Here is a 13,504-nt window from a genome sequence, read left to right as displayed (position 1 = left end):
ACGTTTTTTGTTTCTAGTTTAGCGATATTTTATTTTTTGAGCTTTTTGAATTTTCTTAAGAGCATCACCCTCAACAGGTACTAACTGCTTTTTAGTAGTTAAATTCATGACGTTAAGTACTTGAATACTTTCACTACCGCCTTTACCTTTTTTACCTTTAAGTCCTTGAACTATAACTGAATGCCCTTGAGATAGAATCATAAATTCAGGTTTTTTAAACCATTTATTTTTATTGTATGTACACTTCACAATATTTTTACTTCGATCTGGTTTTACTAATATTGTTACAGTAAGTTTATGAAAAATCCATAGGATAGCTTTTTCTTCAACTTTTACTGAAATTACTTTTCCTTGCGCTTGAGTAAGTCTATCTCCATATTTTTTAAAATAAGATTTTGTATAATGTTCGGATAATTTTTCTCTAAAACCCATATGAATAGCTCCTTTACATATAATTTCTAGTCAAAATAATATAAGAATAAGATTATAACTAGAATTTATTATAACATAGTATGATTTTTTTTAAAATAGCCAATTATAGTTTTGCCCATAACCTCTAAATACATGTAGAGATAGATAAAGGGATATTTAAAGCTATTCAAAATGAACTTAGAAAATATATAAGAATTTAAATATTTTATGTTATTTAAGAGATTTATGTTAAATTAATGTTCCTAAATTAATAATTTAAGAATATTAATATAATAAGTGTAGGAAAGGGGGAGGAATATGAATATGGAATTGTCATCCCAGGATATAATATATGAGTTTGATATTAAAGATATAAATTCTAATAAAAAGAAATTTAGTTTACCAGAATATACTGAGGAAGTATATGACAAAATAAAATCTGCTTTGAATATAGATAAAGAAGGATATAATGTCTATTTGATAGATAATTTTACAAAAAATAAATTAAATGATATAAAAGAATTTATTAGTGAAGTATTAAAAAATAAAGATAAACCAAAAGATATATGCTATGTTGTTAAGGAAGATGTGGATAAACCTTTTGCATTATTCTTATCAAATGGTAAGGGGAAAATACTAAAGGAAACTGTTGAGGAATTACAGGATGTTTATAATAAAACAGTATATGATTTTTATAATAGCTCGGTATGTAAGGAAAAAGAAGAAATAATTGAAAATATTCAAAATAAGAGAAGTGAACTTGTTGCAGAGTTAATGAATAATGCTCGTGCTCAGGGGTTTGAAATAAGATCTACTAGTAAGGGTTTTACGTTTATACCTTTAAAAGGTGAAGAGGTAATGACAGAACGAGAATATGATGAATTAGAATCTGAAAAGAAAGAAGAGATACTAAAAAGCGTTAGTGAATTAAAGAATAAATCTCAACAAATATTAGAAGAACTCAAAGAAATTGAATCAAATGAACTGGTTAAAGTTAGAAAAATATTAAAAGAATATTTAAAAGAAGGAACAAAAGATATTAAAAATGAATGTGAAGAAGAATTTAAAAATGATATTGAAGCAATAGAATTTTTAAAAGAAATTAATGATGAAATAGAAATAAATATAGTTGATAATTACTCTATGATATATGAAGATGATGAAGAGAAAATTAATGAGATAATAATGAAATATGATGTTAATGTTTTAGTTGATAACAGTAATCATAGTAGTCCAAGAGTAATTTTTGAAGAAAATCCTAGTATTACAAATTTACTAGGATGTATAGAATATAAAAATGAAAATGGAACTTATGTTACTGATGTATCTTTCATTAAGAGCGGATCAATTTTGAAAGCAAATGAAGGATGTTTAATAGTTCGTGCTAATAGTTTACTTACTAATACTAATGCTTATTATAATTTGAAAAAAACCATCACAAGTGAAAAAGTTGATTTTGACTATAGTAAAGGATATATTGATATATTATCTTTAAGAGGGTTAGATCCTGAACCTATTAAATTTAAGGAAAAAGTAATTATTATAGGCGACTATCAAACATACGACTTGTTATATAATTACGATGAGGATTTTGGAAAGATATTCAAGATAAAGGCTCAATATAGTCCAGTAGTAGAAGTGAATGATGATACTAAGTTATCGCTAATGGATAGTGTACAGAAAATTTGTAATGACAATAAATTAAAACCTTTAGATAAAAAGACAATTAGAGAAATTGCAAAATATTTATCGCGTAGAGCAGAACACAGAAAAAAAATGTTTTTTAATGATGAAGAACTTAGTAAAATTTTAATGCTTTCTAATAATAATGTTTTACGAGAAAATAGAGATACAATTACAGCAAAAGATATAATTGATATAGCTTATAAGGAAGACTTAGTAGAAAAAGAAATTAGGGAGGTTTATAAAGAAGGCAAAATATTAATAAAGGTAAAAGATAAAAAAATAGGTCAAATTAATGGATTATCAGTTATAGATTCAGGATATTTTAGTTTTGGAAAACCAATAAGGATAACCTGTTCATGTTATAGAGGCGAAGGAGAAATCATAGATGTTCAAAAACAAAGTGATTTAAGTGGTAATATTCATAGTAAAGCAGTGAATATTTTAAAGGGTATAATTAGTGAACGTTTTGGAAAATACAATAAATTACCAGTTAATTTTCACTTAAGTTTTGAGCAGATATATGGAAAAATTGATGGGGATAGTGCTTCGGTAGCTGAGCTTGTTTGTATGATTTCTGCTTTAAGTGGAATACCTATAAAACAGAATATATCAGTTACAGGATCAATAAACCAATTTGGAGAAGTGCAGCCAATTGGCGGAGTTAATGAAAAAATAGAGGGATTTTTTAAGATATGTAAAGTTATTGATAATATTGAGGACAAAGGTGTTCTTATACCATATAGTAACAGGAATAATATTGTTTTAAGCAATGAAGTTGAAAAAGCTATAGAAGAGGGAAGATTTCATATATATACAATGAATAATATACAAGATGCTGTAAGGACTTTAATGGGAGATTACAAGACAGTTATTGCCGCTGTGAAAAAAGAAATTAGAAAATATGGTAAAAAGACAATTTAAACGTATATAATCAGTTAACGAGTAATTTATATAGTATAAAAGACAGCGAAAAATCACTGTCTTTTATATATTTGCAATAATTTAGTTTTTGATATTAGCTACTACACATTAAATCTAAAGTGTACTACATCACCATTTTGCATAATGTAATCTTTACCTTCAAGTCTATAGACTCCTTTTTCTCTTGCCGCTGATTCAGAGCCACATTCAACAAGCTTGTCATAAGAGATTATTTCGGCTCTTATAAATCCTCTTTCAATGTCTGAGTGAATTTTACCACCAGCTTGAGGAGCTTTTGTACCTATTTTAATAGTCCAAGCTCTTATCTCTTGTTGTCCAGCAGTTAAGAAACTCATAAGACCAAGAAGTTTATAACCTGAACGAACCAATCTATTTAAACCAGGTTCAGTTAATCCATATTCAGAAAGCATTTCATCTCTTTCTTCATCTTCAAGAGTGGATAATTCTTCTTCGATTTTAGCACAAATAGTTACAACTTCGGAATTTTCTTCTTCTGCATAAGCTTTTACTTTTTTAACAAATTCATTTTCAGTGTTGCCTGATACTAAATCATCTTCAGATATATTAGCTACATATAATATAGGTTTTGAAGTTATTAAGAAGAAGGTTTTTATTATATCAGCTTCTTCTTCAGTAGTTTCTAAAGTTCTAACAGGTTTATCATTTTCAAGATGAGCTTTTACCTTTTCAAGTAATTCTAATTCAGCTTTTGCTTCTTTATTTCCACTGCGAGCAGTTTTTTTAGTTCTTTCTAATCTTCTTTCTACAACTTCAAGATCTGCAAAAATTAGTTCAAGATTTATTGTTTCTATATCTCTAATAGGATCTACAGAACCTTCTACATGAACAACATTGTCATCTTTAAAGCATCTAACTGTATGAACAATTGCAGCAACTTCTCTTATATGTGATAAAAATTTATTACCAAGACCCTCACCTTTGCTAGCACCTTTAACAAGTCCAGCTATATCATAGAATTCAACAGCTGCATAAATCTTCTTTTTAGAGTCATACATTTGTCTAAGTACTTCTAATCTTTCATCAGGAACAGTTACAACTCCTACATTTGGCTCTATTGTACAAAATGGATAATTTGCGGATTCTGCTCCAGCTTTTGTTATTGCATTAAATAAGGTGCTTTTTCCAACATTGGGTAATCCAACGATTCCTAGTTTCATCTATGTACATTCCTTTCTTTCCGTTTAGTATAATTTCCTAATAAATTATACTCTAGATTAGTTACTATTTCAAGAAAGTAAGCTAAAGGAAAAGGTAGCTAATTTCTAATTTATCAAAAATAATATTAATGGAATACAAGTTAGCATTAAGTATGTCGATAATTATACGATATATAATTTTGTGATGAGAAAAGAGGAAAAATAAAAAAACAAAAAACAAATAAATACAATACATAACATTTTTCGATAAAAAAATAATTAGATAAATTTTAATATTTTTAAAAATTAAATTTAAAAAATATAATTTTATAGAAGGAGTTTTGGATTTTTTATAGAATAATATTATAGAATATTATTAGAAGTGTAATGAATGGGTGAGTTTTAGAATACAGAGAAAGAAAAAAGGAAATAGTAAATATTGAATAATGACTAGAATTGAAATTAGAAGGAGACAGTTATGGAATTTAAACATATATCAGTATTATTAGATGAAGTTATTGAATCACTTAACATAAAAGAAGATGGAATTTATATAGATTGTACCCTTGGAGGTGCTGGACACTCTAGTGAAATACTTAAACGTGTATCAAATAAGGGAAGATTAATAGGTATAGATCAAGATACAAATGCACTTAAAGCAGCTAAAGAAAAATTAAAGGATTATGAAAATGTAACATATGTGCATGATAATTTTTATAATATAGATGAAATTTTAAAGGAACTTAAAATTGACAAAGTTGATGGGATTTTAATGGATTTAGGGGTTTCTTCACATCAGCTAGATACTGCAGAGAGAGGATTCAGTTACATGAAAGATGCTCCTCTTGATATGAGGATGAATAGGGAAAGAGAATTTTCAGCTTATGACATTGTTAATGGATATAGTGAAAATGAAATTTTTAGAATTATAAAGGAATATGGGGAAGATAAGTTTGCAAAGAGAATTGCACAGTTTATAGTTAAGGCTAGAGAAAAAAAATCTATAGAAACCACTTTGGAATTAGTGGATATTATTAGAGCTGCAATACCTGCAAAATTTCAGAAAAGTGGGCATCCAGCTAAAAAGACGTTTCAAGCTATAAGAATAGAAGTTAATGGAGAACTTGCAATATTAGATAAAGCTGTGGAAGATAGTATAAATAACTTAAATAAAAATGGAAGAATTTCGATAATTACTTTCCATTCTTTAGAGGATAGAATAATTAAGAATAAATTTAGAAAACTTCAAAAACCTTGCACATGTCCTAAAGAATTTCCAATTTGCATTTGTAACAAAAAGCCGATTATCGAAATAATTAGTAGGAAACCAATTGAACCAACAGAAAAGGAAAAAGAAATTAACTCAAGAAGCAAAAGTGCAAAGCTTAGAGTAGCAGAAAAAATTTAGTTCTAAATTAGGAATGGAGGGAATAAAGTGATAGTAACAAATAAAAAAAATGCCGTAAGTGGTAGTAATGCTTTAGCCCCTGATTACGCACCTTCAAGGGGTGTTGATGAACAAAAACATAAGGAACTTGAAAAATCTAAAAAAGAACATATCAAAATTAATAAGCAGAAACAGATAAAGAAAAAAGCAAAAGTACTAAGAAATATAATATTGGCATTTGGGGTTGGTGTCACTTTAGTTTACAGATACTGCTTAATTTATAACATGGAGAAAAATATAACAGAGGTTAAAAAACAAATTGCAGTTGTGAATGCAGATAACGAAAATTTAAAAATTGGATTGCTGAAGTATAATAATATTGAACAAATTGAAAAAAAAGCTACAGAACAGTTAAATATGATTCCTAGAAGCAGAGCTAACGCTGTGCAGGTTGATTTAGGGAGAAATAATTTTAAAAAAACTCATGAGAATGGAGTAAAGAAAAGTAATAGTTTTATAGAGAAAATAAAGAAGATTCTGTTCTAACGGAGGTAAATAAGTGTGGCTAAAAAAGAATACAGAGATAAAGTTATAATAAAGCGAAGGATGCTGGCGGTTTTCTGCATACTTTTGCTTTTGTTTTTTGGACTAGTAGGTAGATTGTCTTATCTTACTATAGTTAAGTCTCCACAGTACAAAAGTATTGCGGAAAATCAGTGGACTAGTGATGTTAAAATTGAAGCTAGGCGTGGAAAAATACTGGATAGAAATGGACATGAACTTGCTGTAAGTGCTAATGTTTACAGAGTGGATTTAGATATGAATACTCTTAGAAAAACTCAGGAAAAGAAAAAACTTACGGATGAAGATATAGCTATTAAATTATCTGGTCCTTTAAGTATGGAAAAAGAAGACGTATTAAAAATATTACATAAAAAATTGCCGGGTGGATTACCAATTGGTTCTGCTACATTAAAACGAAGAATTGAAAAAGAAGAAGCAGATAAAGTTAGAGATTTAAAAATTAGAGGAGTTATTGTTTCACCAGATACGAGAAGGTATTATCCAAATAATAATTTTTTAGCACATGTTTTAGGACATACCCGATCTGATGGAGAAGGTTTAACAGGAGTTGAATTAAAATATAATAAATATTTAGCGGGAATTCCAGGGGTTAAAATAGCTGAAACAGATAATAAAAGTCAAGAGCTTCCCTATACAATTTCTGAATATACAAGACCTGTTCCAGGAAAAAATGTTGTACTTACTATTGATGATATGATTCAGCATTTTGCAGAAAAGGCAGCAGAACAAGCATTGAAAGATAATAAGGCCAAGGCAGTTACAATTGTCGCAATGAACCCTAAAAATGGTGAGATACTAGCTATGGCAAATAAGCCAGATTATAATCCTAATTCTCCATGGGTTGAAGGTAAAAGTTTTAATGAATTACAGAAAAATTGGAGAAATAGAGCTGTTAGTGATATTTTTGAACCTGGTTCAATTTTTAAAGTTATTACGGCAACAGCAGCAATGGAAGAAAAAGTAATAGATGAAGATACTTATCAAATCACTTGTAATGGTGGTACACCTATTGGCAAAAGGATAATACATTGCTGGAAGAGAACGGGACATGGAACAGAAGCTTTTGTTGATATTTTAAAAAATTCATGCAATGTTGGATTTATGGATTTAGGTAAAAGATTAGGTGCTGAGAAATTAAATAAGTATATTAAAAAATTTGGTTTTGGACAAAAAACAGGCATAGACCTTCCAGGTGAAGCTTCTGGTATCATAAAAAAGACTGAAAATATAAGTGAAACTGATTTAGCAACAATTTCATTTGGTCAGACAAATACTTTAACTGGTATACAGTATATCACAGCATTAAATGTTATAGCTAATGGAGGAACTTGGGTTAGGCCTCATGTTATGAAAGAAATTATTCATTATGATGAGGAAAATCATAAAATAGTAGATGAAGAATTTCAGAATTACGGAAAAAGACAGGTGGCAGATAAAGAAGTTATGGATCGTTTAAGAGGATATCTTGAGAAGGTTGTTTCAGAAGGTGGAGGAAGTAAGGCTTATGTTGAGGGTTATAATATAGCTGGTAAAACAGGTACTGCTCAAAAGGTTATGAATGGTAGATATGCGCAAGGAAAGTATATTGCGTCTTTTGGAGGTATGGCTCCAGCAGATGATCCAAAGGTAACATTATTTATTTCAATTGACGAACCAGATCCTTCTAATTATTATGCAGGTCAAATTGCTACACCAGTTGCTAAACAGGTATTTACAGATATATTTAATTATATGGCTTTAAAAGATGGAGATGAAAATGTTTTATTGAAAAACGTAGTTGTACCTGAAGTAAGAGGTACAAAAAAGAGTGAAGCATTAAAAATTCTAAAGGAATCTAAGCTTAATTATCAAATTGATGATAAAGGAGAATATATTGTTGATATGACTCCTAAACCAGGGTATTCTGTAGAAGAGGGAAGGAAAATAGTACTTTACAGTGGAACATCGTCAAATTATAATAAGGAAGTAGTGGTTCCAAGTCTTAAAGGATATAGTAAAGAAAAGGCAGTAGAACTACTAAAAGGATTAGGTATTGAAGCTAAAGTAATAGGTAATGGAGTGGTTACTGAACAAAGTATTAGTGCAGGACAAAGAGTAAATAGAAATACTACGAAAATTGTTCTGAAATTGCAAGAAATAGGAGATTAGATATAGTTTAGAGTTTATAGTAAAAAAGAAAAACTTTAAGCATTATTTAAAGCAAGATAATAAATATATAATATGTGATTAGCATAAACTCTTATGCTAATCACATTAATTTGTATTATAGGGGTGATTTAAGTGAAACTTAGAGAAATACTTAAAGGTTTAAATTATGAAATTATTAAGGGAGAAGAAAGTGTTGAGATTAACAAAATAGAGTATGATTCAAGAAAGATTGAAAAAGGAGATATATTTATTTGCATTGAAGGATTTAATGTAGATGGACATAAATATGTACAAAGTGCTTATGAAAAGGGTGCAGTGGCAATAATTTGCAGTAAAAAGTTGGATAATGCTCCTGAGTGTAATATAATAAAAGTAAAAAATGGAAGAGAAGCTCTTGCAGTTTGTGCTTCAAATTTTTATGGAAATCCATCAAATAAATTAAATTTGATAGGTATAACTGGAACAAACGGAAAAACAACTTCAACTTTCATGATAAAGTCTATTTTAGAACATGCAGGATACAGTGTAGGACTTGTAGGGACTATTGCAAATTTTATTGGTGAAGAAAAATTAAAAGCGGAGAGAACTACTCCTGAGTCGCTTGAACTTCATGAGCTTTTTAAAAAAATGGTAGATAAAAAGATAAAATATTGTATAATGGAAGTTTCCTCTCACTCCTTAAGTTTAGATAGAGTTTATGGACTTGGATTTTCACAGGCAGTATTTACAAATTTAACCCAAGATCATTTAGATTTTCATAAAACTTTTGAAAACTACTATGAAGCAAAATTAAAATTATTCAAAAATACTAAGAATTCAGTGATAAACATAGATGATTCTTATGGAAAAAAAGTGTTTGAAGATAGTGAAGGAAGCAAAATTACTTATGCTGTTGATGAAAATGCAGACTTAGTGGCTAAAAATATAGTTAATCATTCAAGAGGAGTAGAGTTTGATTTACATTACGAAGACAGTAATATACATATAAATTTAAATATTCCAGGACGATATAACGTTTATAATGCATTATGTTGTGCAGGAGCATGTCTGAGTGAAGGTATTTCTTTAGAGGATGTTAAAAAAGGACTAGAAAATGTTGTGGTTCCAGGAAGATGCGAAATAGCTACTAAAGATTGTAATTTAGATTTTGATGTTATAGTAGACTACGCTCATACTCCAGATGGATTAGAAAATATACTTAAAACAGCTAAAGAGTTTACAAAAGGCAGACTTATAAGTGTTTTTGGTTGTGGAGGAGATAGAGACACAACTAAAAGACCAATAATGGGTAGTCTAGGTTCGGAAATATCAGATATAGCCATAATTACTTCTGATAATCCTAGAACAGAAGAGCCTATGAAAATTATTGAAGATATAATAAAGGGAATAAAAAAGGAAAATTACATGGTTGTTGAAAATCGTAGAGATGCTATAAAAAAAGCAATGGAGATTGCAAAAAAGGGAGATGTAGTAGTAGTAGCAGGAAAGGGACATGAAGATTACCAAATTTTGAAAGATAAGGTAATACATTTTGACGAAAGAGAAGTAATAAGGGAAATCGTAAAGGAGTTGTTTTAAATGGAACGTTTAAGCTTTGAGGAAATAGTTAATGCTATTGACGGAAAAATATACATAAATAAAGAAATACATAAATATAATTATTTAAGCACAGATACAAGAAAAATATGTAAAGATAGTATATTTGTCGCATTAAAAGGTGAAAATTTTAACGGAAATGATTTCATAAAGGAAGCTAGTGGAAAAGGTGCTAATTTATGCATAGTAGATGAAATAAAGTTTGATACAAAAGAATTAAATTCTAATACCTCAGTTATTTTAGTTAAAGATACAAAAAAAGCTTTATTAGATTTAGCGCAATATTATAGAAGTAAGTTGGATGTTAAAGTTGTAGGAATTACAGGTTCTACAGGAAAAACGTCAACAAAAGATTTAACAGCAGCAGCTTTAAGTTCTCAGTTTAAAGTATTTAAAACAAAAGGGAATTTTAATAATGAAATAGGATTACCTTTGATGGTATTTGAACTTGATAATAGTTATGATGTAGCTGTTCTTGAGATGGGGATGAGTGATTTAGGTGAAATTCACAGATTGGCAAAAGTAGCAAGACCTGACATTGCTATAATTACAAATGTTGGCATATCTCATATAGAAAATTTAAAAACTAGAGAAAATATACTGAAAGCTAAAATGGAGATAACAGACTTTTTCACAAAAGAATGTGTATTAGTGTTGAATAATGAAAATGATCTTTTAGCTACAGTATGTGAAGAAAAATATGAAACTGCTAGAATTGGATTTGAGGGCAAAGTAGAATATAAAGCAGAAGATATTGAAGTAAATGAAAATAGTATAAAATTTTCTGTTTTAGATGGAAAAAGTAGAGAAGAATTTTATATAGAAGTTCCAGGAAGACATAATATTTTAAATTCTCTATTGGCTATTGCTACTGGAAGAATTTTAGGGATAGAGTATGATAAGCTTAAAAGTGGAATAAAAAATCTTAGTGTAACATCTATGCGATTAGATATAGTAAAGTGCGGTAGTTATACTATAATAGATGACTGTTATAATGCGAGTCCAGATTCTATGGAAGCTGCTTTGGATGTTATGAGTACTATAAAAGGTAAAAGAAAAATTGCTGTACTTGGAACTATGAAGGAGCTTGGTGAAGAGTCTTATAATGCTCATAAAGATATTGGAAAATATGCAGCTGAAGTAGGAGTTGATGAACTTTTAAGTATTGGAGAATACGATTCAGCTTATAAAGAGGGCTTTAATAACAATAAAGGTTTCAAAAGCTTTGATAATACAAAAGAAGCTGGAGAATATTTGGTAAGCAATATTACTCATGAAGATATAATACTAATCAAAGCATCAAGAAGTATGAAGTTTGAAGATATTGTAAAAGAACTTAAGGCTAAAAATTACTAAAGGAGATATAAAAATGAGTTTAATGATTTATTCAGTATTGGTAGCATTTGTAATAGCATTACTTCAAGGACCAATATTAATTCCTATATTGCATAAATTGAAATTTGGTCAGAATATAAGAGAAGAAGGACCAGAAAGTCATAAAGTCAAATCAGGTACTCCTACTATGGGAGGAATAATATTCATACTATCAAGTGTTATTACAATATTTATTATTTTAAAGAAACCTGGATTTGAGATTATATTAGCAATTCTTGCTTTTGTTGGATTTGGAATTATTGGTTTCATAGATGATTTTCTTAAAATAGTACATAAGAAAAATGAAGGATTAAGTGCTAAACAAAAAATGTTATTGCTGCTTTTAGTTTCAACTGCAATAGCTTTTTATGGGTATAAGAGTTCGAATATAGGAAGTAGTATAATAATTCCTTTTACCCACCAAACATGGGATTTAGGTATATTTTATATACCTTTTATAGTATTATATTTCTCTGCAACAACCAATGCGGTGAATTTAACTGATGGACTGGATGGTCTTTCAACAAGTGTAACTTTACTTGTAATGACTTTTTTCGCAGTAGTAAGTTTTGCAACAGGACATTATACTCTTGCAATATTTTGTGCAACAGTAGGGGGAGCTCTTTTAGGATTTTTAAGATACAATGCTCACCCAGCTCAAATATTCATGGGCGATACTGGTTCTTTAGCTTTAGGAGGAGCAGTTGGAGTAGTGGCTATGATATTAAAACTTCCTTTGCTGATTATTATAGTTGGAGGAATATATGTGGCTGAAACAGTATCTGTAATTCTACAAGTTGCTTCAAATAAATTATTTGGGAAAAGAATATTTAAAATGGCACCTCTACATCATCACTTTGAATTAAGTGGATGGCATGAAACTAAGGTTGTTACAGTGTTTTCTATTGTAACTGTTATATTGTGTTTAATAGGATTTTTGTCATTAATGAATATCTTGTCCTTATAAGTAATTTAAATAGGAGGATATATTATGAAAAAACCCAAAGCTAAAATGGGTCAAGTTGATTTTATATTATTTGCAACTATAATGATTTTAGTTGCTGTAGGAATAGTAATGGTATATAGTGCAAGTTCATATACGGCATTACATAGTAAGATGTATAGAAATGATGATATGTATTTTTTAAAGAAACAAGGCGTATGGGCTATTCTAGGTATAACTTGTATGATAGTTGCAGAGAAGGTTGATTATCATGTTTTAAAAAATAAGACTGGTTTATTTATGATTTTGACAGTAGGTTTGCTCCTAGCTGTATTTGCTTTTCACGATAATCATGGTGCAAGAAGGTGGATATACCTTCCGGGCGGTGCATCTATTCAACCATCAGAGATAGCTAAATATGTAGTTGTTTTGTATCTGGCTAAGAGTATAGAAAATAAAGGTGAAAGAATAAAGAATTTTAAGTATGGAATTTTTCCATACTTGGTAGTTTCAGGATTTTATGCTGGGCTTATATTACTTGAGAAAAATCTAAGTATAGCATCAGTAATTATGATTGTTACTATTATAGTGTTATTTGCATCAGGTTGCAGAAAAAAACATATAGCATTTGTATTATTATTGGTGGGACTTGCTGGAGTTGGTGGTATTGTACTGGAACCTTATAGAATGAAAAGATTTATAAGTTTTCTTAATCCTTGGGAAGATCCTAGAGGAGACGGATATCAGCTTATTCAATCACTTTTAGCCTTAGGTTCAGGAGGAATATTGGGAACAGGACTAGGTCAGTCAAGACAAAAATGTTATTATATACCAGAACCTCATAATGATTTTATATTTTCTATAATTGGTGAAGAACTAGGGCTTGTGGGATGCATTTTTGTTATTTCATTATTTTTGGTATTCATTTGGCGTGGTATAAGAACTGCCGTTAGAGCTAGTGATATATACGGAACATTGCTTGCTATAGGTATAACGGCTGTAATAGCAATACAAGCTATTATCAATATTGCTGTTGTAACAGGTTCAATGCCAGTAACAGGGGTACCACTTCCTTTTATAAGTTATGGAGGGTCATCTTTAGTTTTTAACTTGATTGCTATGGGAATATTGCTTAATATATCTAGACAAACAAGCAACTAAACAAATACAGCATTGCTAAGCAGTGCTGTATTTGTGTTTTAATATATTAATTTAATTTAAAAAAATATTAAATACATTTAATCCTAATACAATATGTGGTATTATATAGGTATG

10 protein-coding genes are annotated in these 13,504 nt (G+C 29.3%); 8 read left to right on the top strand and 2 right to left on the bottom strand.

Features of this window, described 5'->3' with window-relative positions:
* Window positions 1-18: 18 nt before the first annotated feature.
* A complete protein-coding gene (locus tag OXH55_RS06950) occupies window positions 19-432 on the bottom strand; it encodes a hypothetical protein (protein ID WP_268049107.1) in 414 nt (137 codons plus the stop codon).
* 297 nt (window positions 433-729) lie between these two features.
* Here OXH55_RS06950 and OXH55_RS06945 point away from each other — a divergent pair, with 297 nt between their 5' ends.
* Window positions 730-3,018 carry an AAA family ATPase gene (locus tag OXH55_RS06945; protein ID WP_268049106.1) on the top strand — a complete coding sequence of 763 codons (2,289 nt, stop codon included), beginning with the start codon at window positions 730-732 and terminating at the stop codon, window positions 3,016-3,018.
* Window positions 3,019-3,119: 101 nt separating this feature from the next.
* Here the strand turns inward: OXH55_RS06945 and ychF are convergent, their stop codons facing one another.
* The gene (ychF, locus tag OXH55_RS06940; protein ID WP_268049105.1) at window positions 3,120-4,217 is read right to left on the bottom strand and encodes a redox-regulated ATPase YchF; all 1,098 of its coding nucleotides are present in this window, start codon (window positions 4,215-4,217) and stop codon (window positions 3,120-3,122) included.
* A gap of 457 nt (window positions 4,218-4,674) precedes the next feature.
* Here ychF and rsmH point away from each other — a divergent pair, with 457 nt between their 5' ends.
* The 7 genes from rsmH to spoVE all read left to right on the top strand — a co-directional run bounded on the left by rsmH (window position 4,675) and on the right by spoVE (window position 13,390).
* Entirely contained in the window at window positions 4,675-5,604 is a 930-nt protein-coding gene (gene rsmH / locus OXH55_RS06935) for a 16S rRNA (cytosine(1402)-N(4))-methyltransferase RsmH (RefSeq protein WP_268049104.1), read from the top strand.
* A gap of 27 nt (window positions 5,605-5,631) precedes the next feature.
* Complete coding sequence (locus OXH55_RS06930; protein ID WP_268049103.1) at window positions 5,632-6,129, top strand: hypothetical protein; 498 nt, start codon at window positions 5,632-5,634, stop codon at window positions 6,127-6,129.
* Window positions 6,130-6,144: 15 nt separating this feature from the next.
* Window positions 6,145-8,316: a stage V sporulation protein D gene (locus tag OXH55_RS06925; RefSeq protein ID WP_268049102.1), complete on the top strand. Its 2,172-nt coding sequence runs from the start codon at window positions 6,145-6,147 to the stop codon at window positions 8,314-8,316.
* Window positions 8,317-8,448: 132 nt separating this feature from the next.
* On the top strand, window positions 8,449-9,894 hold the full coding sequence (locus OXH55_RS06920) for a UDP-N-acetylmuramoyl-L-alanyl-D-glutamate--2,6-diaminopimelate ligase (RefSeq protein ID WP_268049101.1): 1,446 nt from the start codon (window positions 8,449-8,451) through the stop codon (window positions 9,892-9,894).
* On the top strand, window positions 9,895-11,268 hold the full coding sequence (locus OXH55_RS06915; protein ID WP_268049100.1) for a UDP-N-acetylmuramoyl-tripeptide--D-alanyl-D-alanine ligase: 1,374 nt from the start codon (window positions 9,895-9,897) through the stop codon (window positions 11,266-11,268).
* A 13-nt stretch (window positions 11,269-11,281) separates the two neighbouring features.
* The gene (mraY, locus tag OXH55_RS06910; RefSeq protein ID WP_268049099.1) at window positions 11,282-12,253 is read left to right on the top strand and encodes a phospho-N-acetylmuramoyl-pentapeptide-transferase; all 972 of its coding nucleotides are present in this window, start codon (window positions 11,282-11,284) and stop codon (window positions 12,251-12,253) included.
* A gap of 24 nt (window positions 12,254-12,277) precedes the next feature.
* Complete coding sequence (gene spoVE / locus OXH55_RS06905) at window positions 12,278-13,390, top strand: stage V sporulation protein E (protein ID WP_268049098.1); 1,113 nt, start codon at window positions 12,278-12,280, stop codon at window positions 13,388-13,390.
* Window positions 13,391-13,504: the final 114 nt, after the last annotated feature.

Origin of the sequence: Clostridium ganghwense (genome assembly GCF_026735165.1) — a bacterium.
Classification (GTDB): Bacteria; Bacillota; Clostridia; order Clostridiales; family Clostridiaceae; genus Clostridium_H; species Clostridium_H ganghwense.
The sequence above is the reverse complement of the archived record's forward strand: the minus strand, read 5'-3'. Positions and strand labels throughout refer to the sequence as shown.

Coding starts and splice junctions, on each gene's coding strand:
- OXH55_RS06915 (WP_268049100.1), top strand. CDS start 9,895: ATGGAACGTTTAAGCTTTGAGGAAATAGTTAATGCTATTGACGGAAAA.
- rsmH (WP_268049104.1), top strand. CDS start 4,675: ATGGAATTTAAACATATATCAGTATTATTAGATGAAGTTATTGAATCA.
- spoVE (WP_268049098.1), top strand. CDS start 12,278: ATGAAAAAACCCAAAGCTAAAATGGGTCAAGTTGATTTTATATTATTT.
- OXH55_RS06945 (WP_268049106.1), top strand. CDS start 730: ATGAATATGGAATTGTCATCCCAGGATATAATATATGAGTTTGATATT.
- mraY (WP_268049099.1), top strand. CDS start 11,282: ATGAGTTTAATGATTTATTCAGTATTGGTAGCATTTGTAATAGCATTA.
- OXH55_RS06950 (WP_268049107.1), bottom strand. CDS start 432: ATGGGTTTTAGAGAAAAATTATCCGAACATTATACAAAATCTTATTTT.
- ychF (WP_268049105.1), bottom strand. CDS start 4,217: ATGAAACTAGGAATCGTTGGATTACCCAATGTTGGAAAAAGCACCTTA.